A 22327-nucleotide genomic window follows, 5' to 3' on the forward strand; every position below is an offset into this window, starting at 1 on the left:
TGTGCACTTGTTAGTGTTTTTTACATTAAATTCGTTAAAAATCTGGTCTGTGTAGCATTATTTGTTACATCAATTGTATTAGAATGTTGCCAGCCGTATAGTGGCGCTGAAAAGTTTGGTTAAAACCTTATAAATGCAAGGCTAAGAAGAAATGTGAGGTGTCTTTCTTAATCGAGCAATTAACAATTATTTTACAATTATCTAAGGCTCAACTTCAGTTATTTGTTAAGTTAATGTTAAATTTTGAAGGTTAGCAATCAAATTTTGTCCATAACAATATCATAAGGTTATTTAATGACCATAATGCTCAATGGAGCTGAGTGAGCAAGCCCGTGAAAGAAAGAAAGACAAGACCTGTTAATTTAGATTTACAGACCATCCACTTTCCGATCACAGCAATAGCTTCCATCCTACACCGTGTGTCTGGGGTGATAACTTTTGTCGCGATTGGAATTCTGCTTTGGTTACTATCCACTTCCCTCTCATCCCCAGTAGGCTTTATGGAAGCTAGCGACATTGTCGACGGTTTCTTCGTGAAGTTTATTCTGTGGGGCATTTTAACCGCTTTGGCTTACCACATTGCTGGTGGTATTCGTCACCTTCTTATGGACCTCGGTCACTTCGAAGAGCTGGAATCTGGCGCTAAGAGCGCTAAGGTTGCATTCGCAGCAACAGCGGTATTGTCTCTACTAGCGGGGATCTTAGTATGGTAAACAACGTTTCTACTTTTGGTCGTAATGGTGTTCACGATTATTTATTGATCCGTGCAACTGCCATCATTATGACTCTCTACACTATCTACCTAGTGAGCTTCTGTGCTTTCTCTGGTGATATTTCTTACGCATCTTGGACGCAATTCTTTGGTGGAACCTTCACTAAAGTCTTCACTATGTTAGCGCTTACTTCTGTTTTGGTTCACGCGTGGATCGGTCTATGGCAAGTACTAACTGACTACATCAAATGCGCAAAACTGCGTGTTGGTCTTCAAGTCGGTGTTGTTGCAGTTCTTCTTGGATATTTCTTCTCTGGTCTGTTTATTTTGTGGGGTGCGTAAGTGACTATTCCTGTTCGTGAGTTTGATGCCGTAGTTATCGGCGCTGGTGGTGCAGGTATGCGTGCCGCACTGCAAATTTCTGAGCAAGGCCTATCTTGTGCATTGCTTTCTAAAGTTTTCCCTACTCGTTCTCATACGGTTTCAGCGCAAGGTGGCATTACTGTTGCTCTTGGCAATGCGCATGAAGACCATTGGGAACAACATATGTACGATACTGTAAAAGGTTCCGATTACATCGGTGACCAAGACGCTATCGAATATATGTGTAAAAACGGTCCTGAGTCGGTAATCGAACTTGAAAAAATGGGCCTACCATTCTCTCGTTTTGAGAACGGTACTATTTACCAACGCCCTTTTGGTGGTCAATCGAAAAACTTTGGTGGTGAGCAAGCGGCTCGTACAGCAGCGGCAGCCGACCGTACTGGTCACGCACTGCTTCATACGCTTTACCAACAAAACATTAAGCATAAAACGACGGTTTTCTCTGAGTGGTATGCACTGGATCTTGTTAAGAACGAAGATGGTGCAATTTTAGGCACAACCGCGCTTTGTATGGAAACGGGTGAGGTTTGTTACTTCAAAGCGAAGGCAACAATTCTTGCGACTGGTGGTGCGGGTCGTATCTACGCATCAACAACTAATGCACATATTAATACTGGTGACGGTGTTGGTATGGCTATCCGTGCTGGCGTTCCTATGCAAGACATCGAAATGTGGCAGTTCCACCCAACGGGTATCGCTGGTGCAGGTGTATTGGTAACGGAAGGTTGTCGTGGTGAAGGTGGTTACCTTCTCAATAAAGACGGCGAACGCTTCATGGAACGTTATGCACCAAACGCTAAAGACTTAGCGGGTCGTGATGTTGTTGCTCGTTCAATGATGGTTGAAATTCGTGAAGGTCGCGGTTGCGATGGTCCATGGGGTCCACACATCAAGCTGAAACTTGATCACCTAGGTAAAGAGACGCTTGAATCTCGCCTACCTGGTGTATGTGAACTGTCTCGTACCTTTGCTCACGTTGATCCAGTAAAAGAGCCAATCCCAGTAATCCCGACATGTCACTACATGATGGGTGGTGTCCCAACACAAGTTTCTGGTCAAGCTATTAAGCAAACCGAAGACGGCAGCGATGTTGAAATCCAAGGTCTATTTGCTTGTGGCGAAATTGCATCAGTATCCGTTCACGGTGCTAACCGTCTAGGTGGTAACTCACTACTTGATTTGGTGGTATTTGGTCGTGCGACTGGTTTACACTTAGGTGAGACTCTGAAGAAGCAAGAAGAAGCTAAGCCAGCAACTGAAGCTGACATTGAGCGTTCTCTAGAGCGTTACAACCGTTGGGAAAACAGTACAGACGGCGAAGACCCTGCGCAAATTCGTAAAGATCTTCAGCAATGTATGCAGAACAACTTCTCAGTATTCCGCGAAGGCAAAGCAATGGCTGAAGGCTTAGAAGAGCTTAAAGTAATTCGTGAACGTCTGAAAAATGCACACCTATCTGACAAATCTACGGAGTTCAACACTCAGCGTATTGAGTGTCTAGAGCTTGAAAACCTGATGGAAACAGCGTTTGCAACAGCTGTTGCTGCTAACTTCCGTACAGAGAGCCGTGGTGCTCATGCTCGTTTTGACTTCCCAGACCGTGACGATGAGCAATGGTTATGTCACTCACTGTACAACCCTGAATCTGAAAGTATGACTAAGCGTGGCGTAAACATGGAACCAATCCATCGTGAAGCGTTCCCGCCTAAAGCACGTACGTACTAAGGAGATATGACCATGAAACTGAATTTCTCTTTATATCGTTACAATCCAGATGTCGACCAAAAGCCTTACATGAAGGAATACACCCTAGAGGTGGATGAAGGTTCAGACATGATGCTTTTGGACGCGCTTATTCTGTTGAAAGAACAAGATCCAACAATCTCATTCCGTCGCTCGTGCCGTGAAGGTGTGTGTGGTTCAGATGGTCTGAACATGAACGGTAAGAATGGACTGGCTTGTATTACTCCGTTGTCTGCGCTTTCTGGCCAAGACAAAATTGTAATCCGCCCATTACCTGGTTTGCCAGTTGTTCGTGACTTGATTGTCGATATGACGCAGTTCTACGACAACTACGAGAAGGTTAAGCCATTCCTCGTGTCAGACGGCAATGTACCGCCGGCACGTGAAAACTTACAAAGCCCTGATGAGCGCGCGCATTTAGATGGACTGTACGAATGTATCATGTGTGCATGTTGTACAACTTCATGCCCGTCGTTCTGGTGGAACCCTGATAAATTCATCGGTCCTGCTGGCTTGCTTGCAGCGTACCGTTGGCTAATTGATAGCCGAGATACGGCGACAGACGAACGTTTGTCCGATCTTGATGATGCATTTAGCGTTTTTCGTTGCCATGGCATCATGAATTGTGTAAGTGTTTGTCCTAAGGGATTAAATCCGACGAAAGCGATTGGTCATATTAAGACCATGCTGGTAAATCGTTCGGTTTAAGTTATAAAAAAATTGCCGCCCTAGAAGTTTTGGGGCGGCCTTTTAATAGCTCGGCTCAGACCGCAGCAAACGTGAAAACTACTGGTTAAGGGAAAATATGCACAACGGCGTGATGAAGGCATGGCTCGAGTCTTCACACTTGGCTGGCGCCAATGCAACGTACGTAGAAGAACTCTATGAACTGTATCTAAGTGATCCCGATTCGGTAAGTGACGAATGGAGAAGCGTTTTCGAAGAATTGCCTGTGCAAGCTTCAGAAACGGTGGAACAACCACACTCTCGTGTTCGTGAATACTTCCGTCGACTCGCTCAAGAAACAAAGCATTACAGTGTCCAAGTTAGTGATCCAGATGTCGATGCGAAACAAGTAAAAGTTCTGCAACTTATTAATGCCTATCGATTCCGAGGGCATCAAGCAGCAAATCTAGACCCCCTCGGTTTATGGAAAAGAGATACAGTTGCAGAGCTGGATCCTTCTTTCCACACTCTTACCGAAGATGACCTCAATGAGACGTTTAACGTCGGTTCTTTTGCCATTGGCCAAGAGACGATGGTGCTTAAAGATCTCTATAAATCTCTTAAGCAAACTTATTGTGGATCTATCGGTGCTGAATACATGCACATGACGAATACAGAGCAAAAACGTTGGATTCAACAACGTTTAGAATCTGTATCTGGTCAACCATCTTTCAATAAAGAAGAAAAGCAAGCTTTCCTAGAAGAGCTAACAGCTGCTGAAGGTCTTGAGCGCTATCTTGGTGCTAAGTTCCCAGGCGCTAAACGTTTCTCATTAGAAGGTGGTGATGCTCTTATTCCAATGACGAAAGAAATTATTCGTCATGCTGGTGGACAAGGCATGCGTGAAGTTGTTGTTGGTATGGCTCACCGTGGTCGTCTAAACATGCTGGTCAATGTGCTTGGTAAAAAGCCACAAGATCTGTTTGACGAATTTGCGGGCAAGCACAATGACGACACGTGGGGCACTGGTGATGTGAAATACCACCAAGGTTTCTCTGCAGACTTCGCAACACCAGGCGGCAATGTTCACCTAGCACTCGCATTTAACCCATCACACTTAGAAATCGTAAACCCGGTAGTTATCGGCTCAGTGCGTGCTCGTCAAGATCGTCTAGGCGATAAAGATGGCAGCAGCGTACTTCCAATTACTATTCACGGTGACTCAGCAATTGCTGGCCAAGGTGTAGTACAAGAGACGTTTAACATGTCTCAAGCGCGTGGTTTCTGTGTCGGTGGTACGGTTCGTATCGTTGTAAATAACCAAGTTGGTTTTACAACATCTAACCCTCGCGATACACGCTCTACGATGTACTGTACTGATATTGCGAAGATGGTTCAGGCTCCGATTTTCCATGTCAACTCTGATGATCCAGAAGCGGTCGCTTTCGTTGCTCGCCTGGCACTAGATTATCGTAATACGTTTAAGCGTGATGTTGTTATTGATTTGGTTTGTTACCGTCGCCATGGTCACAATGAAGCCGATGAGCCAAACGCAACACAGCCTTTGATGTACCAAAAAATCAAGAAGCACCCAACACCACGTAAGCTGTATGCTGACGTACTGATGGAGCGCGGTGAGTTTGGTATTGATACGGCAACCCAACTCGTTAACGAATATCGTGATGCACTTGATCACGGTGAAGTTGTGGTTAAAGAGTGGCGCCCAATGGCACTTCATTCTGTTGACTGGTCTCCATACCTTGGTCACGACTGGAACATTGAATGGGACAACAAAATTGATATCGAGCGCCTGAAAGAGCTTGGTAGCAAACTTTGCCAATACCCAGACAGCCATAAGCTGCAAAGCCGAGTCAATAAACTGTACAACGATCGTACTGCCATGGTGAATGGTGAAAAACAAGTCGATTGGGGTATGGCTGAAACTCTGGCTTACGCAACACTGGTTGATGATGGAAAACGCATTCGTATCTCTGGCCAAGATTCTGGTCGTGGTACCTTCTTCCACCGTCACTCAGTTTTGCACAATCAATCAGATGCGAGCACTTACGTTCCTCTTGCGAACATCCATGATAAACAAGGGCCATTCCAAGTGTTTGACTCTGTGTTATCTGAAGAAGCAGTACTAGCGTTTGAGTATGGTTATGCAACAGCAGAGCCAAGCGGTCTAACCCTTTGGGAAGCACAATTTGGTGATTTCGCAAACGGTGCACAGGTTGTGATCGACCAATTTATCTCATCAGGTGAGCAAAAGTGGGCACGTCTATGCGGCCTAACAATGTTACTTCCTCACGGTTATGAAGGCCAAGGCCCAGAGCACTCTTCTGCACGTCTTGAGCGTTACCTTCAGTTATGTGCTGAACAAAACATGCAGGTTGTTGTTCCTTCAACGCCGGCGCAGGTTTATCACATGATTCGACGTCAGGTTGTTCGACCAATGCGTCGTCCTCTGATCGTAATGTCGCCTAAATCATTGCTTCGTCACCCTTTGTGTACGTCTTCTATGGAAGATTTAGCCGAAGGTACGTTCCAACCAGCAATAGCAGAAATTGATGATCTGGCTCCTGAGAACGTAAAGCGCGTCGTGTTCTGTTCAGGTAAGGTTTACTTTGACCTGCTTGATCAAAGACGTAAGAACGAGCAAGACGATGTCGCTATTGTACGTATTGAGCAACTTTACCCGTTCCCTTATGAGGACGTAAGAGCTGCAATCGCACAGTACACAAATGTAGTCGATTACGTTTGGTGTCAAGAAGAGCCACAAAACCAAGGTGCTTGGTACAGTAGCCAACATAATTTCCGAGCTGCTATCCCAGTAGGTGCTGATATTCAATACGCAGGTCGTCCTGCGTCAGCATCACCAGCTGTTGGCTATATGTCGGTACACTTGAAACAACAAAAAGCGTTAGTTGACGACGCTTTGACCCTACTTAAGAACTAGAAGTAAAAGGAAAATACGCACATGACAATTGAAATTCTGGTTCCAGATTTACCTGAATCTGTGGCTGATGCAACAGTTGCTACTTGGCACAAAAAACCGGGCGAAGCGGTTGCACGTGATGAAGTCATTGTAGATATCGAAACAGATAAAGTAGTTCTAGAAGTACCGGCTCCTGAAGCGGGTGTTCTGGAAGCTATCATCGAAGAAGAGGGTGCTACGGTACTTTCTAAGCAACTTCTGGCTAAAATCAAGCCGGGTGCTGTCGCTGGTGAACCAACGAAAGACACCACTGAAGATACAGAAGCATCTCCTGATAAGCGCCATAAGGCTGCGCTAACAGAAGAGAACAACGATGCACTAAGCCCAGCTGTTCGTCGCCTGCTTGCTGAACACAACCTACAACCGGTTGACGTTAAAGGCACTGGTGTTGGTGGTCGTATTACTCGTGAAGACATCGACGCACATCTAGCAGCAGCGAAAGCGGCGCCGGCAGCAGCATCTGCACCAGCAGTTGAAGCGCCAGCAGCGGCTCGTAGCCAAAAACGTGTGCCTATGACTCGCCTACGTAAGACAGTTGCAAACCGTCTTCTAGAAGCGAAAAACAGCACAGCAATGCTGACTACTTTCAACGAAGTGAATATGAAGCCAATCATGGACCTTCGTAAGCAGTACAAAGACCAATTTGAGAAGCGTCACGATACGCGTCTTGGTTTCATGTCTTTCTACGTGAAAGCAGTAACAGAAGCACTGAAACGTTTCCCAGAAGTGAACGCTTCTATTGATGGTACAGATATCGTTTATCACAACTACTTCGACATCAGCATGGCAGTATCAACGCCACGTGGTCTGGTGACTCCAGTACTGAAAGACTGTGACACACTAGGTTTCGCTGACATCGAAAAAGGCATCAAAGAGCTAGCAATCAAAGGCCGTGACGGCAAGCTAACTGTTGACGAGCTGATGGGCGGTAACTTTACTATCACAAACGGTGGTGTATTTGGTTCTCTAATGTCTACGCCAATCATTAACCCGCCTCAAGCGGCAATTTTGGGTATGCACAAAATCCAAGACCGTCCAATGGCTGTTGATGGCAAGGTAGAGATTCTACCAATGATGTACCTAGCGCTTTCTTACGATCACCGTCTAATCGATGGCCGTGAATCAGTTGGCTTCCTAGTGACCATCAAAGAGCTTCTAGAAGATCCTGCACGTCTGCTATTAGACGTTTAGTATCGCTAAAACGTCTAGTTAACCCTGTTAGCTAGACGTAAAAAGTTTCAAAGGCTAGGCTGCTCAACGTCTGGCCTTCAATTGAACTGTAAAGCCATTAGAAAATGGACAGCAGTTGATTTGAGAAGACCCTACAGACGTAACACAGGAAACTGTGTCGTTATGGAAATAATAATCCCTTAAGGGAAAATAAACGGAATATCAAAATGAATTTGCATGAATACCAAGCCAAACAGCTGTTTGCAGAATTCGGTTTGCCTGTACCTGAAGGTTTCGCGTGTGACACAGCACAAGAAGCTTTCGAAGCTGCAGGCCGTATTAGTACAGCCAAGAAAGTTGTTAAGTGTCAAGTACACGCTGGTGGTCGCGGTAAAGCGGGCGGCGTAGAGCTACATGACACTAAAGAAGGCGTTAAAGAGTTTGCACAAAAGTGGCTAGGTAAAAACCTAGTGACTTACCAAACAGACGCTAATGGTCAGCCTGTAACAAAAATCCTAGTTGAAGAAGCATCGAACATTGCTAACGAGCTTTATCTAGGTGCTGTTGTTGACCGTGCAACGCGCAAAATTGTATTCATGGCGTCAACTGAAGGCGGTGTGGACATTGAGAAGATCGCTGAAGAAACTCCAGAGTTGATTCACCAATCTGCGATCGACCCTCTTGTTGGCCCTCAAGCTTACCAAGGTCGTGAACTTGCGTTCAAACTTGGTCTAGTTGGCGATCAAATTAAACAGTTCGTTAAGATCTTCATGGGTCTTGGCCAAATGTTCTCTCAGTACGACCTAGCTCTACTAGAAATCAACCCGCTTGTAATCACTGGCGAAGGCAACCTGCTTTGTCTAGACGGCAAGATCAACATCGACTCAAACGCGATGTACCGTCAGCCTAAACTACGTGAAATGCACGATCCATCTCAAGAAGACGAACGCGAAGCACACGCAGCACAGTGGGAACTGAACTACGTAGCACTTGATGGCAACGTTGGCTGTATGGTTAACGGTGCAGGCCTTGCGATGGGTACGATGGATATCGTAAACCTACACGGCGGCAAGCCAGCAAACTTCCTTGATGTAGGTGGCGGCGCGACAAAAGAACGTGTAGCTGAAGCATTCAAGATCATCCTTTCTGATGACAATGTTAAAGCAGTACTAGTAAACATCTTCGGTGGCATCGTTCGTTGTGACATGATCGCTGAAGGTATTATCGGTGCGGTTAAAGAAGTTGGCGTAACAGTTCCTGTCGTTGTTCGTCTAGAAGGTACTAACGCAGACCTAGGTCGCGAAGTACTTGCTAATTCTGACGTTGATATCATTGCAGCTGAATCTCTAACAGATGCTGCTCAGAAAGTTGTTGCTGCTGCGGAGGCTAAATAATGTCTGTATTAATTAACAAAGACACTAAAGTAATCTGTCAGGGTTTCACTGGCGGTCAAGGTACATTCCACTCAGACCAAGCTATCGCATACGGTACGCAAATGGTTGGTGGTGTTTCACCTGGTAAGGGTGGTCAAACTCACCTAGGCCTTCCAGTATTCAACACAGTACGTGAAGCAGTAGAAGTAACAGGCGCAACAGCAACCGTTATCTACGTACCAGCTCCTTTCTGTAAAGATGCAATCCTAGAAGCGATTGATGCAGGTATCGAACTGATCGTAACGATCACTGAAGGTATCCCTACAACAGATATGATCGACGTTAAAGTGAAGCTAGAAGAAACTGGCGTTCGCATGATCGGTCCTAACTGTCCAGGTCTTATTACTCCAGATGAGTGTAAGATTGGTATCATGCCTGGTCATATCCACAAGAAGGGTAAAGTAGGTATTGTATCGCGCAGCGGTACTCTGACGTACGAAGCAGTTAAGCAAACAACAGATGAAGGCTTTGGTCAGTCAACATGTGTTGGTATCGGTGGTGACCCAATCCCAGGTTCAAACTTCATTGATATCCTAAAACTTTTCCAAGAAGACCCAGAGACTGAAGCAATCGTAATGATTGGTGAAATCGGTGGTACTGCGGAAGAAGAAGCGGCTGAGTTCATCAAAGCGAACGTAACTAAGCCAGTTGTTTCTTACATCGCTGGTGTTACAGCTCCTCCGGGTAAACGTATGGGCCACGCAGGCGCAATCATCTCTGGCGGTAAAGGTACTGCTGAAGATAAATTCGCAGCACTAGAAGCAGCAGGCGTTAAGACAGTTAAGTCTCTTGCTGACATTGGTAAAGGCCTACGTGAAATCACAGGTTGGTAATCAGCTAACTTTTATCGAATGAGATAGAAGTTAACTGAACGATATAAAAAAGGCTTGGTCACTGACCAAGCCTTTTTTATGTTCCCGAGATACGAGATACGAGATACGAGATACGAGATACGAGATACGAGATACGAATCGTATGATTACGCTCGGGTCTTAACCATCTGAGATAGCATAAACATCGCTGCCGCACTGATAACCACAGACGGGCCAGCAGGCGTGTCATAGAACCAAGACAAGCTTAATCCACCGAATACAGAGATAGAGCCAATAATGGAAGCAAGGAACGCCATCTGTTCCGGTGTATTAGAAAACTTCCTTGCAGTTGCTGCTGGAATGATTAGCAGTGATGTCATGATCAACGCACCCACAAATTTCATACCGACAGCAATCACGATACCAACAAGCAGCATCAAAATCAGACGCATTAAATCAATGTTTATACCGTCAACAGCCGCGAGATCTTCGTTAACTGTCGTTGATAATAGTGGTCGCCAAAAGATAGCCAGTACCAGTCCAATTACAGCGGCACCCGCATAGATGAACACTAAATCAGTCGGAGATACTGCCAGCAAGTCACCAAATAGGTAGCTCATCAGATCAATACGAACATTGTCTAAGAAGCTGACAGCAACCAAGCCAAGTGATAGCGCACTGTGCGCCAAAATACCGAGTAGGGTATCCGTCGCGACCAGCTTTTGTTTTTGCAATGTTACGAGCAACACAGCCAGCATCAAACAACAGATCAGCAGCGCGAAGTACAAGTTAATGTTGAACAGGAAGCCAAGCGCTAAGCCCATCAGAGAGGCGTGTGCAAGGGTGTCACCAAAGTAAGCCATCTTGCGCCACACTACGAACGAACCCAGTGGTCCAGCAATAAGAGCAATGCCTAAGCCTGCAAGAATAGAAGGTAGAAGAAACTCAAGCATTAGTGGTGATGTCCGTGTTTATGGTTGGAGCAGTCGTGCACATCTCCAGAAACTGGCTGGCCGGCCAAGTCATGGTGATGGTGGTCATGTTGGTGGTGGTAGAAAGCCAAACTCTCTTGAACCGCGGTACCGAATAGCGCGATATAAGAAGGGTGGTGCTTGATATCAGCTGGTGCACCAGAGCAACAGATGTGGTGATGCAGACAGATCACATCGTCTGTTTTTGCCATCACTAAATGCAAGTCATGTGAAACCATAAACACAGCACAACCAAAGCGGTGACGGATGGAATCTATCAGATCGTAAAGATCGATTTGGCCTTGTACATCAACACCTTGTGCGGGTTCATCAAGAACGAGCAGATCGGGTCTTTTCAAAAGAGAGCGAGCGATCAGCACACGTTGGTTTTCGCCACCAGACAGTTGATGCATGTTACTTTTCATCAGGTGTTCAGCGCCCACTAGCATCAAAGACTCTAGGATCTCTTGTTTACTGAATTTTCCGGTGAGCTTAAGAAAACGCTCTACATTGAGAGGCAGAGAGTCGTTCAGCTTTAGCTTTTGAGGAACGTAACCAATTTTTAGTTTTTTTGATTTGGTGATCTTTCCGGAATATTTGTTCTGGAGCCCAAGTAGTACCTTAACTAAGGTTGATTTCCCCGCGCCATTAGGCCCAATTAGGGTAGTGATTCTGCCACGCTCTAAATTTAGAGATATGTTGTCTAAAACTTTTCGACCGTCAAATTCGACGCTCACAGAATCTAGTTGGATTAAGTTATCCATGAATAGAACTCATTTGCAATTCGCTAATGTTATAATGTAACATTTACCTCAAGCCTAAGCTACTTTTCTATTATCGAGGGATTATGTCACGTTCATCTTTTATACTTGCTACTTTGCTTTTAGCGCCAAGTGTTGCAAGTGCTAATACTATTTTAACAAGTTTTAAACCAATTCAAATGATTGTCACGGAATTAACGCAAGGCGTTAGTGAACCGGATGTGCTAATGAACAGTAATGCTTCGCCGCATGATTATGCGCTTAAGCCATCTGATGTCAAAAAAGTTCATAGTGCTGACATGGTGATTTGGTTCGGTCCTGACCTTGAAGCCTTTTTGACTAAGGTGATTGGTTCGAAAGAAAACGTTATAAAGATCAGTTCAATTCCTGGCATTAACTTGAGAGAATTTGGGCATGAAGACCACGACGCGCATGAAGGACATAACCATGGTAGCCATGACCCACATTTTTGGCTAGGTATCGATCAAGTTGAAGTCGCCGCTAAATATATCTCAGTTAAGTTGATTGAAACTGATCCTGATAACGCGATGGCGTATCAAGAGAACCTAGATTCATTCCTCATTGCTTTGAAAGATAAAGAACAATCGATTCGTGACCAAATTGCACCAGTGAAAAATAAAGGTTATTACGTGTTCCACGATGCGTATGGTTACTTTGAACAAGAATTTGAATTGAATAACTTAGGTCACTTTACGGTTAGTCCTGAACGTAAACCCGGAGCTAAAAGTCTGATTGCAATCAAGAAAACTTTGGTACGTGACAATGTCCAATGTGTATTCTCTGAGCCTCAATTTACACCTGCTGTGATTGAGTCGGTAACTCGTGGAAGTAATGCGAAGCAAGGGCAACTTGACCCGGTAGGTTCAAGTGTTGAAGTGAAGAGTGGAAGTTATTTCGATTTTCTTCAGCAACTTACAGATAGTTACACAAGCTGCTTAAGTGCTGAGTAATTAATATAAAGTAGTCATTACCTTACTTTGTTCCCGATAATTCATGAATCATGCCGCTTTTTTGCGGCATTTTCGTGACCGCTAAGATAAAACCTTTCAACAAATCGTAAACCTCCTTTCTCCTTCGCTAAATTCCGCTAAAATAGAAAGATAATTATAATCACAAAAAAACTCAGCTTATGTTCAAGCAGTGGTGAACCATTGCGGCTACTGAAATTTCATGTGTTGTTGCTGTTCAGGATTAAAAGTTGTATCAGATTATCTTCAAAGTGCTCATGTTAATGAGTGTTTCATTTAGCGTTCTAGCGGTAAATACATCACCCTCTGTTTTCTATCCTTTGCCTGTTCAAGCACAAGGGAATTTTCTTGCGGCCAAAAACCTATATCTCGGGGCTGGAGGAGGTCTCTGGATCCACGATGTGCATGGAAAAGTTCTATTTTACGATGGTCGTACCCTGCTACCGAGAAAGGGCAGTCTTCTACAATTTTCTTCAGAAAAAGTGTCGTTTCTCAACGATGAATTTTGGAGTTTTTTCGATAACGAGGTTTATCGACATACCCCAGGTATCGGTAATGAGCTCGCGTTTAGTCTAAGCCCCGGTGCTGAGATCGTTAATATCGGTGTATCTGGTGATTATATTTGGGTGACCGATGGTAGCAATTTTTATACTTACAATACGCAATCTCTAGAATTCAACACTTATTCATTACTCAAGCTGTATCGATATAACAATAGCAGTGACATCGTAATTAATGACGCAGAGCGTGTGTTGTCTAAATGGGTATTAGCGACGAGTTCGGGAGTTTATCTTTCAGAAAATCAAGAGTTTACTCACATTGCCGCATCAGACAAGCACCACATTGAGACGGTTTATTTCTCGAACACTAGACGCGAACTCATTATTGGGACTTTAAATGGTGCGGTCATTGTTGATCTTGCTGATCCAGATAAAGAGATATTTGTTCGAGGTTCACATGTGTTGTCTCTTGCTGAAACGTCTGATCAATATTGGATAGGTACAGAGCACGGGCTCGTTAGCTATAATTTTATTACTGGTCAAGTTACACGTTTTGATCAAGCTGCCAATCAAGATTTCTCATTGCCAGGCGAGAAAATATATTCGCTGATCAATGACCATGCGGGGGGAATGTGGGTTGCGACCAATAATGGTATTCGATATTTTTCACTATTCAGTAAGACATTCTCTAGAACGCCGCTAACAGGAATGGGAATGCATTCCAGCAGCGTGGTGATAAATAGGATACAGCCTGTGAATGATAATCTATCGTGGGTTGCATCTTCGATGGGGCTGTATTTAGTCGACTCTCAAAGTGAAGCCCCCCCAGTTCGTGTTTATCAAAAACCTGTAAAGGACTTAGAGGTTTTTGATACTTCAATCTGGCTGGCAACAGAAAACGGTATTATTAGTATTAATACCAATACATTAGAACTTCAAGAGCTCAACTTACCGAGAGCTGTTGAGGGTATCCATATTGAGAACTTTGCGCTTCAAGCTGACAATGTGCTCTGGATGAGTTCGGGGCAAAACCTTTATTCATTGTTGCTTGATACTATGGCTCTCACCAGTTATGGCACTGATTGGTTGGTTGATAAGTTTTTGCCAGCGAAAATTACTGACCTTAATATGGGTTTGCAAGGCAGTCTTTATATTGGTACAGATCACGGATTCTATTCCTTTATTGATAAGAGAATTAGCTTCAGTCGTTTGAGTGAGCGGTTTGGTAAAGTTGTTGATATCGAACAGGCCAAAGATGGCGCACAGTGGTTCGCGGGTAGTTATGGGGTGTATCGAATGCCTCATGACACCAACGTCATTGAAGAGGTTGCTCTTATTGAAGATAACATTAGCCCAAATTGCTTGATCAGCGATGATAACGGTGTTTGGTTAGGGTCCTCGAAAGGTGTAAGTTACTACGGGCTTGATGGGCAATTACTCAAACATATTGGTTCGCCATTTGGTCTGATCACTAATGAACTGACTGCTGGTGCGTGTGCCCTGTTTTACAGTGATGAGAATCAATCATCTCGGTTGGTTTTAGGCTCAAAATATGGTGTGGTTACAGCACTGTCCAATGAGTTATTGGTTTCGACCACACCTCATAGCCGAGCATTACTCAGTAAGATAAGTGTTGATCAGCAAACTGTATCACTTGGTGGTAAAACAGTTGACCTAGAGGAAGTGCCTTACGGTTCATCGATTGGCTTTAAGCTTGGTATTTTACCCGCGACATTCGCGCCTGCGATGGAATATCGGCTCACCGATGACGAGCCGTGGAGCGAATTTGAGGGTGGTTTGTTAACACTGGATCATTTGCTCCCAGGTGATTACACGCTAGAAGTTAAGCCGGTGAAAGATTCTCATTATCGATTTGTGTCTACAACCCAAAGTTTCTCAATTGCTGAGCCTTGGTACTTGAGTAATTGGGCTGTAGCTAGTTCTCTTACGATGTTAATTGGATTGGTGACTGTTCTTGTTTTTTGGCGTTCGCGTTATGTCACTTTTGCCAACAGACACTTGAAAGCGCAAGTTGCATTAAAAACGGACCAGCTGAGACATCAAAGTCGTATTTTATTGACGACCAATCAACAACTCAAGAAACAGCTGTTGGTCAAAAATGTTTTGGTCTCACATACAGCGAAGGAGTTATCTGATGAAGTGACTCAGATTGCTGCGATGTTACCTAGTTGGAACGATGACCAAGGTCAGTCACCAATCCTGACGTTGAAGAACGGGCTCGCCCAATTGACCAATAGCCAAGAAGGTTCAGAGACAGTCTGTTGCGATGTAATTTTAGTATTGGAATCTGTGCTTAAAGCGTGGAAAGGTGATCTAGCTAAAGCGGGTATTGAGCTCGATATTAACGTTGAAACCAAGCATAGGCATGTGTCGTTGTTGTATTTCAATTTGGATATCATTTTTAATAGCTTAGTTGCGAGTATCATTAAGAGAAATTTTAAATCGCAGAGTATGGTGGTATTGGTTGAAGAGGTTGAAGAGCATTTAGTCGTGACCATTCGCGATCATGGTATGCCTTTTCCTAAATTGGCTTCATCGATTAATGAAAGCAATGGAAAGTCGACAGATCTTAATATCGAGAAACTACCTTTGTTAATCAATCAAAGCGGTGGCGAGCTCAACGCTTTTGTTTCTGATTCTCAAAACAAGGTTCAGCTTTCATGGCCAATTGAATATCAGGTTTTGGATGACCTTGAAGCAAGCACAATAGAACAGATTGAAACGATTAAGCTTGCCGCTTCGTCACCAGAGCAACAAAAACTGACGGCAGAACAAGAATGGAAAAATAAAGTGTCTCAGCTTGTTAGTGAACATTACGCTGATGCGGAGTTTGGCACTGCAACAGCTGCTAAATACTTGTTCATGTCCGAGAGAAGCTTACAACGACGCTTTAAATCGGCTTACAACAAGACATTCAAAGAGCACCTTAATCAAGTTCGCTTAGAGCATGCTTGTGAAAGGTTATTGGCCGGAGAAAAGGTGTCAGACGTCGCGTTCGATTCTGGCTTTAATGACCCTTCTTATTTCAGCCAGCGATTTAAGCACCACTTTGGCATGTCTCCATCTAAGTTTGCGGAAAATAACGAAGAGTAATCAACCGCAGGTTTATTCCTGTCTAAAGGTCAATAAAGACACCTTGAGCCTCGACATTCATGTCGGGGCTTTTTTAGGTTTTTACGGAAGATACGGAAGATACGGAAGATACGGAAGATACGGAAGATACGAAAGATATTTGGAGTTGGGAGTTCTAACGATTTTTGGTGGAAAGTGACAAAATTAAGGAAAGAAAAAAAATATCGTGGCATAGCCGGGGGGACTATACCACGGGTGCCAAGGACACCTTCGCTTGCTGCCGGAGTGATATGGAAACCACACCACCTCTGGAATAAAATTAAAGAGAAGTAATTTCTCTTCGATGGAGAAACTATACGGTGAGTTACTTATTTTACTTATAAAATTAACGCCAGATATCTGTGAGAAAACCGACAGCGTGTTAAGTTGTTGATATTTAATGATTTATTTTGGTTTTGATTGGGCGGTACTCGTGAGGTAGTTCTCGCTAATTGTTGAAAGTAACGTTTTTGACGTAAACGTTTTTAACGAAATTTACGAGTATGTATTTCCGAAAACTTTGATTTCACACAATAGAATTGTGGTCATGTATGTGTATCATGGCTGTTAATAACAATCTTTCTCATTATCAGTCACGAATTGGGTATTTATGAAACTTTCACAACTCGAGCAAGGAAAAGCGGCTTCTATTGTTGCACTAACAGGCCTAACACCGGACGTTAGAAAAAAACTAATGGTTATGGGGATGCTGCCAAAAACCGAGGTGACGTTGATTCGTCGCGCACCTATGGGTGATCCGCTTCAAGTTGAAGTGAGAGGGGTTTCAATTGCCATTCGTGAAAGCATTGCAGAACAAATCGAGGTTATCTAAATGGATTATCAAGTTCTTACCGTTGGTAACCCTAATAGTGGTAAAACAACATTATTCAATGCACTGACTGGTGCGAAACAGCACGTTGGTAACTGGGTTGGTGTAACCGTAGAAAAGAAAACGGGTTTGTATTCGCATGCGGGCGATCAGTTTCAACTGACTGACCTTCCAGGTATCTACGCTCTTGATAGTGGTAATGATGCTAACAGTATTGATGAATCTATCGCGTCTCGTGCCGTTTTGACTCATCCAGCTGACGTTATCATCAATGTTGTCGACGCTAGCTGTCTAGAACGAAGCTTATACATGACATTACAGCTACGTGAGTTGGGGCGCCCAATGATCGTTGTGTTGAACAAAATGGATGTGTTAAAGCGTGAACGTCAGGTGATTAATCTTAAAGCGCTAGAGAAAGAGCTAGGTTGCCCTGTGCTAAGTTTGTCTGCAAACGACAAAGGTCAAGTGGTTCGCTTTAAAGAGCGTCTTCATAAACTGCTTGTTCAAGGTGTGAGCCTTGATCCTATTTCTATTGATTACGACGTAGCTTTAGAGGCATTGATTCCTTCTGTTGAATCACAGTTCGATGATGCTGATGTTTCTCACCGAGCTTTGGCTATTCGTGCGTTAGAAAATGATTACTTGGTATTAAATGGGCTTGCCCCTCACACTCGCACCCAAATTGATAGTGTGCGTCTTAGTGCTGAGTTTGATATCGACCTCGCTGTTGCTGATGCAAAATACACTTTCTTACACGACCTTTGTAAACGTGTTCGTCGCAGCGAAGGTAAACTAAGCCGCAACTTTACAGAGAAAGCAGACCAATTCATTTTGAATAAATGGGTCGGTATTCCTTTCTTCTTCGTCATCATGTACCTAATGTTCATGTTCTCTATCAATATTGGTAGTGCGTTTATCGATTTCTTCGATATTGGTGTAGGGGCAATATTAGTTGATGGTGGACACCACTTACTGGATGGCCACTTACCTGTTTGGTTAGTAACCATACTCGCTGATGGTATCGGCGGTGGTGTTCAAACGGTTGCGACTTTCATTCCTGTTATCGCTGCACTGTACCTGTTCTTAGCTGTACTCGAAAGCTCGGGTTACATGGCTCGTGCGGCATTTGTACTTGATAAAGTAATGCAGAAGATTGGCTTACCGGGTAAAGCATTTGTACCGCTTGTACTGGGCTTTGGTTGTAACGTGCCTTCAATTATGGCGACGCGTACTCTTGACCAAGAACGCGAACGTAAACTGGCTGCATCAATGGCGCCGTTTATGTCATGTGGTGCTCGTCTTCCGGTGTACGCACTGTTCGCAGCAGCATTCTTCCCTGGCGCGGGACAAAACGTGGTATTCGCTCTGTACATCATGGGTATTGTTGCTTCTGTGTTTACGGGTCTGTTCCTTAAGAACACCATCTATCCAGGTAGCAGCGATAGCTTAGTAATGGAAATGCCAGATTACGAATTGCCGACAGTGCAAAACGTAATGCTTAAAACGTGGCAAAAACTGAAGCGTTTCGTACTTGGCGCAGGTAAAACTATCGTAATGGTTGTGGCAATCCTGAGCTTCTTGAACTCGCTAGGTATGGACGGCAGCTTTGGTAATGAAGACAGCGAAAACTCTGTGTTGTCTAAAGCGGCTCAAGTTGTAACGCCTGTATTCCAACCGATTGGTATTACGGAAGATAACTGGCCAGCAACGGTTGGTATTATTACGGGTATCTTCGCTAAAGAAGCGGTGGTGGGTACATTAAACAGTTTATATACAACACCATCCGATGAAGAAGCGGCTGAATTTGATTTAGCAGCAAGCCTGCAAGAAGCGGTAATGACCATTCCTGAAAACCTATCTGGCTTGAGTTATTCAGATCCTCTAGGTATTGAAGTTGGTGATTTGTCTGATTCAAGTTCTGTGGCGGCTGATCAAGAAGTGGATACCTCTATCTTTGGTAACTTGAAAGATAAATTCGTGTCAGGGCATGCTGCATTCGCTTACTTGATTCTTATTCTGCTTTACACACCTTGTGTGGCAGCGATGGGTGCTTATGTTCGTGAATTTGGTCAGATGTTTGCACGCTTCATAGCGGTTTGGACGATGGCTCTTGGGTACTTTGGTGCGACCTTCTACTACCAAGCAGCAAACTTTGCTGCCCATCCAGTGACAAGTGCAGTATGGATGGTGGCGATTGCTGGTGGTTTTGTGGTGACGTATCGTGTCTTCAAGAAAGTGGGCAGTAAGCAGAAAGCCTTAGAGGTGCAAGTCGTATGATTTTAACTGAACTTCATCAATACATTGATAGCCAAGGCGTTGCGGCTCGCAAAGAGCTCGCTGCAAAGTTTGGCATGAGTGAAGATGGCGTCGATGCGATGCTGAGTGTGTGGGTCAAGAAAGGAAAAGTTTCTCGCTTGGTCGATACCAACAAACATGGTCATACAACGCGTATTCGCTATACCATCAGTAAACAAGATGGTTTGTCGCTTAACGTGATGATGTAGTTCAGAGCTACATACACTCGTTGATAACGGCGAGGCTAGAAAATTAAAAAAGCCGCTTATTTTAGATAAGCGGCTTTTTGTTATGTGTCTTTTCTGAACTGTTAGGCTTTAAAGTTTAACGAGATATTCGAATTACGCTTTCTTGAAGATAGAGCTCAGTGACAGAACATTTTGAATACGAGTCAGGACAGCTGCTTGATCTTCTTCACTGCGTTGTTCGCCTTTGGTGTTACCCCATACAGGACCTGGCCACGCGGTGTCATCTTTGAAGCGTGCAATATGGTGAATGTGTAGCTGAGGTACCATATTACCTAGCGCGCCTAGGTTTAACTTGTCTGGTTGGAACGTTGCTTCTAATGCTTGGCTTACCGCTTGAGACTCAAGCAAGAACTGCTGTTGTTCTTTCATTGGTAAGTGATGCAACTCTTTTAGGTTGGCACGTTTTGGTACCAAGATAACCCAAGGCACTGCACTGTCTTTGCTTAGCAGTGCCAAGCTTAGTGGAAATTCGCCGATAAGTGTGGTGTCTTTTGCTAACTGTGGGTGAAGTTCAAAGCTCATTATTATTATCCATTTCGATTTCTTGAATTCAGTATATGTTAGATAAAACAAAAGGTTGATGCTCTCACATCAACCTTTGTATTTATTCATTGTAACCCGAACGGAATTACATACGCTCTAGAGTTTCAATACCAAGAAGCGACAGACCTTGCTTGATAGTCTTAGCTGTCAGTGCAGCAAGCTTCAGGCGGCTTTGCTTAACGGTTTCATCTTCAGCCACAAGGATAGGGCATGCTTCGTAGAAGCTAGAGAATTGACCAGCAAGTTCGAATAGGTAGCTACACATGATGTGTGGCTGACCTTCGCGAGCAACAGACTGTACCGCTTCTTCAAATTGTAGAAGTTTTGCGATAAGTGCTTTCTCTTTCTCTTCAGTGACTTTGATTTCACCTTCAAGAGAGTCCATAGAAATGCCAGCTTTAGCAAAGATTGAAGCAACACGAGTGTATGCGTACTGCATGTACGGTGCTGTGTTGCCTTCAAATGCAAGCATGTTGTCCCAATCAAATACGTAGTCAGTAGTACGGTGCTTAGAAAGGTCTGCGTACTTAACCGCTGCCATTGCAACTGTGTTAGCAATTGTTGCTTTTTCTTCTTCCGCTAGTTCTGGGTTCTTAGATTCGATTAGCTGTACTGCACGAACTTCTGCTTCATCAAGAAGATCTGCAAGACGAACAGTACCGCCTGCTCGAGTCTTGAATGGCTTACCATCTTTACCTAGCATCATGCCGAACGCGTGGTGCTCAAGAGAAACAGACTCTGGGATGTAGCCAGCTTTGCGAACGATAGTCCAAGCTTGCATTAAGTGTTGGTGTTGACGCGAGTCGATGAAGTAAAGAACACGATCAGCGCCTAACTCTTCAAAACGGTATTTTGCACAAGCAATATCGGTTGTTGTGTAAAGGAAGCCGCCATCACGTTTCTGGATGATAACGCCCATTGGGTCGCCATCTTTGTTTTTGTATTCGTCTAGGAATACAACTTGTGCACCATCATCTTCTTTAGCAAGACCTTGCTCTTTCAGATCTGCAACGATAGTTGGTAGCATGTTGTTGTACATACTTTCGCCCATTACGTCATCACGAGTAAGAGATACGTTCAGACGGTCGTAGTTACGTTGGTTTTGAATCATAGTAACGTCAACTAGCTTCTTCCACATCTCTGCGCAGAACTCATCGCCGCTTTGCAGTTTCACTACGTAGCCACGAGCTTTAACTGCGAACTCTTCGTCTTCGTCGTAAAGCTTTTTAGATTCACGGTAGAAGCCTTCAAGGTCAGCAAGTTCCATTGAAACTTCACCAGATTCAGCCTGAACGCGCTCAAGGTTTGCGATCAGCATACCGAATTGAGTTCCCCAGTCACCGATGTGGTTAGCACGGATAACGTTGTGACCTAAGAATTCTAGAGTACGAACAACCGCATCACCGATGATGGTTGAACGTAGGTGACCAACGTGCATTTCTTTTGCTACGTTTGGCGCAGAGTAATCTGCAACAATGGTTTGTGTTTCTGCTACTGCAACACCAAGACGAGAATCAGCCAACGCTGCATCTGCTTGTTTTGCTAGGAAAGCTTCATCTAGGAAGATGTTTAGGAAACCCGGACCAGCGATTTCAACTTTTGAAGCGATACCGTCTAGGTTTAGAACGTCCAATACTTTTTGAGCAAATTCTCGTGGGTTAGTGCCTAGTCGTTTAGCAACGCCCATAACGCCGTTTGCTTGGTAATCACCAAACTGTGGTTTTGCAGATTGGCGAACAGCAGCAGGAGAGCCTGCAGGTGCGCCAGCGGCTTCTAGAGCCTGAGATACTTTGTCATTAATAAGTGCTTGGATATTCACACGCGTTTCCTTCAATTCAAGGATGATAAGAGTGGCCATTATTTCATGGTCACTAAATTGGTTAATTATGCTTCTAGTTAACGATTTAATGCCGAAATGAACAGCAGACTCTGTTTAAGTTCACAGAAATGGCGGTAATCATACCAATTTTGTAAGGTTTCTTATAGGTCGAATTGATAGAAAATTAACATTTACTTAGGGGTTTTTGACAATCGACTTTTACCCGTCTGAGTTTGTCTGTTTGGGAAGCTGAGTTAGCGTACTTCGCTGAGTGTTTTTTGGCAAAGCAAGGCTTGTTGATGAAAGCAAAACTGATAACATG

The 22327-nt window shown here is 44.1% G+C and carries 17 protein-coding genes; 13 read left to right on the plus strand and 4 right to left on the minus strand.

The features are described from left to right. Positions 1–320 precede the first annotated feature (320 nt). From sdhC to sucD, 8 genes are all read left to right on the plus strand, one after another. Complete coding sequence (gene sdhC / locus L8S15_RS06045; RefSeq protein ID WP_010436766.1) at positions 321–713, plus strand: succinate dehydrogenase cytochrome b556 subunit; 393 nt, start codon at positions 321–323, stop codon at positions 711–713. Continuing rightward, on the plus strand, positions 707–1054 hold the full coding sequence (gene sdhD / locus L8S15_RS06050) for a succinate dehydrogenase, hydrophobic membrane anchor protein (protein WP_010436768.1): 348 nt from the start codon (positions 707–709) through the stop codon (positions 1052–1054). Before sdhC ends, sdhD begins: the two co-directional genes overlap by 7 nt. Next, the gene (gene sdhA, locus L8S15_RS06055) at positions 1055–2821 is read left to right on the plus strand and encodes a succinate dehydrogenase flavoprotein subunit (RefSeq protein WP_010436771.1); all 1767 of its coding nucleotides are present in this window, start codon (positions 1055–1057) and stop codon (positions 2819–2821) included. Between the two features lie 12 nt (positions 2822–2833). Next, a complete protein-coding gene (locus L8S15_RS06060) occupies positions 2834–3547 on the plus strand; it encodes a succinate dehydrogenase iron-sulfur subunit (RefSeq protein ID WP_010436773.1) in 714 nt (237 codons plus the stop codon). Positions 3548–3644: 97 nt separating this feature from the next. Further along, positions 3645–6464: a 2-oxoglutarate dehydrogenase E1 component gene (sucA, locus tag L8S15_RS06065; RefSeq protein ID WP_010436776.1), complete on the plus strand. Its 2820-nt coding sequence runs from the start codon at positions 3645–3647 to the stop codon at positions 6462–6464. Between the two features lie 21 nt (positions 6465–6485). Continuing rightward, the gene (odhB, locus tag L8S15_RS06070) at positions 6486–7694 is read left to right on the plus strand and encodes a 2-oxoglutarate dehydrogenase complex dihydrolipoyllysine-residue succinyltransferase (protein ID WP_016767487.1); all 1209 of its coding nucleotides are present in this window, start codon (positions 6486–6488) and stop codon (positions 7692–7694) included. Between the two features lie 206 nt (positions 7695–7900). Next, positions 7901–9067 (plus strand): ADP-forming succinate--CoA ligase subunit beta, encoded by a 1167-nt coding sequence (gene sucC, locus L8S15_RS06075; protein ID WP_010436793.1) that lies wholly within the window; start codon positions 7901–7903, stop codon positions 9065–9067. Next, positions 9067–9939 carry a succinate--CoA ligase subunit alpha gene (gene sucD / locus L8S15_RS06080; protein ID WP_004734209.1) on the plus strand — a complete coding sequence of 291 codons (873 nt, stop codon included), beginning with the start codon at positions 9067–9069 and terminating at the stop codon, positions 9937–9939. Before sucC ends, sucD begins: the two co-directional genes overlap by 1 nt. A gap of 146 nt (positions 9940–10085) precedes the next feature. Here the strand turns inward: sucD and znuB are convergent, their stop codons facing one another. Continuing rightward, positions 10086–10871: a zinc ABC transporter permease subunit ZnuB gene (gene znuB, locus L8S15_RS06085; protein WP_010436798.1), complete on the minus strand. Its 786-nt coding sequence runs from the start codon at positions 10869–10871 to the stop codon at positions 10086–10088. Then, entirely contained in the window at positions 10871–11653 is a 783-nt protein-coding gene (gene znuC / locus L8S15_RS06090) for a zinc ABC transporter ATP-binding protein ZnuC (protein ID WP_010436800.1), read from the minus strand. Before znuC ends, znuB begins: the two co-directional genes overlap by 1 nt. An 83-nt stretch (positions 11654–11736) precedes the next feature. On the opposite strand from znuC, the gene znuA reads away from it, so the two are divergent. The 5 genes from znuA (at position 11737) to L8S15_RS06115 (ending at position 19604) form a co-directional block, all read left to right on the plus strand. Then, positions 11737–12621: a zinc ABC transporter substrate-binding protein ZnuA gene (znuA, locus tag L8S15_RS06095; RefSeq protein WP_010436802.1), complete on the plus strand. Its 885-nt coding sequence runs from the start codon at positions 11737–11739 to the stop codon at positions 12619–12621. A 281-nt stretch (positions 12622–12902) separates the two neighbouring features. Beyond that, a complete protein-coding gene (locus L8S15_RS06100) occupies positions 12903–16253 on the plus strand; it encodes an AraC family transcriptional regulator (RefSeq protein ID WP_280572080.1) in 3351 nt (1116 codons plus the stop codon). Between the two features lie 628 nt (positions 16254–16881). After that, positions 16882–17103: a FeoA family protein gene (locus L8S15_RS06105; protein WP_004734203.1), complete on the plus strand. Its 222-nt coding sequence runs from the start codon at positions 16882–16884 to the stop codon at positions 17101–17103. Further along, positions 17104–19377 carry a Fe(2+) transporter permease subunit FeoB gene (gene feoB, locus L8S15_RS06110; RefSeq protein ID WP_010436809.1) on the plus strand — a complete coding sequence of 758 codons (2274 nt, stop codon included), beginning with the start codon at positions 17104–17106 and terminating at the stop codon, positions 19375–19377. It begins immediately after the preceding gene. Further along, positions 19374–19604 (plus strand): FeoC-like transcriptional regulator, encoded by a 231-nt coding sequence (locus tag L8S15_RS06115; RefSeq protein WP_010436811.1) that lies wholly within the window; start codon positions 19374–19376, stop codon positions 19602–19604. The genes feoB and L8S15_RS06115 overlap by 4 nt, the downstream gene beginning before the upstream one ends. Positions 19605–19736: 132 nt before the next feature. Here L8S15_RS06115 and L8S15_RS06120 read toward each other — a convergent pair whose 3' ends face one another. Both L8S15_RS06120 and argS read right to left on the minus strand, forming a co-directional pair. Continuing rightward, complete coding sequence (locus L8S15_RS06120; RefSeq protein WP_280572085.1) at positions 19737–20165, minus strand: HIT domain-containing protein; 429 nt, start codon at positions 20163–20165, stop codon at positions 19737–19739. Between the two features lie 106 nt (positions 20166–20271). Continuing rightward, the gene (argS, locus tag L8S15_RS06125) at positions 20272–22005 is read right to left on the minus strand and encodes an arginine--tRNA ligase (RefSeq protein ID WP_280572087.1); all 1734 of its coding nucleotides are present in this window, start codon (positions 22003–22005) and stop codon (positions 20272–20274) included. Positions 22006–22327: the final 322 nt, after the last annotated feature.

The sequence above is a fragment of the Vibrio sp. S/42/10 genome (assembly GCF_029890535.1).
Lineage (GTDB): Bacteria > Pseudomonadota > Gammaproteobacteria > Enterobacterales > Vibrionaceae > Vibrio > Vibrio cyclitrophicus.

Excerpts from the sequence above, each read along its gene's own strand:
- sdhD (WP_010436768.1), top strand. The coding sequence starts at position 707 with ATGGTAAACAACGTTTCTACTTTTGGTCGTAATGGTGTTCACGATTAT.
- L8S15_RS06060 (WP_010436773.1), top strand. The coding sequence starts at position 2,834 with ATGAAACTGAATTTCTCTTTATATCGTTACAATCCAGATGTCGACCAA.
- sucA (WP_010436776.1), top strand. The coding sequence starts at position 3,645 with ATGCACAACGGCGTGATGAAGGCATGGCTCGAGTCTTCACACTTGGCT.
- odhB (WP_016767487.1), top strand. The coding sequence starts at position 6,486 with ATGACAATTGAAATTCTGGTTCCAGATTTACCTGAATCTGTGGCTGAT.
- sucC (WP_010436793.1), top strand. The coding sequence starts at position 7,901 with ATGAATTTGCATGAATACCAAGCCAAACAGCTGTTTGCAGAATTCGGT.
- sucD (WP_004734209.1), top strand. The coding sequence starts at position 9,067 with ATGTCTGTATTAATTAACAAAGACACTAAAGTAATCTGTCAGGGTTTC.
- znuB (WP_010436798.1), bottom strand. The coding sequence starts at position 10,871 with ATGCTTGAGTTTCTTCTACCTTCTATTCTTGCAGGCTTAGGCATTGCT.
- znuC (WP_010436800.1), bottom strand. The coding sequence starts at position 11,653 with ATGGATAACTTAATCCAACTAGATTCTGTGAGCGTCGAATTTGACGGT.
- znuA (WP_010436802.1), top strand. The coding sequence starts at position 11,737 with ATGTCACGTTCATCTTTTATACTTGCTACTTTGCTTTTAGCGCCAAGT.
- L8S15_RS06100 (WP_280572080.1), top strand. The coding sequence starts at position 12,903 with ATGAGTGTTTCATTTAGCGTTCTAGCGGTAAATACATCACCCTCTGTT.
- L8S15_RS06105 (WP_004734203.1), top strand. The coding sequence starts at position 16,882 with ATGAAACTTTCACAACTCGAGCAAGGAAAAGCGGCTTCTATTGTTGCA.
- feoB (WP_010436809.1), top strand. The coding sequence starts at position 17,104 with ATGGATTATCAAGTTCTTACCGTTGGTAACCCTAATAGTGGTAAAACA.
- L8S15_RS06115 (WP_010436811.1), top strand. The coding sequence starts at position 19,374 with ATGATTTTAACTGAACTTCATCAATACATTGATAGCCAAGGCGTTGCG.
- L8S15_RS06120 (WP_280572085.1), bottom strand. The coding sequence starts at position 20,165 with ATGAGCTTTGAACTTCACCCACAGTTAGCAAAAGACACCACACTTATC.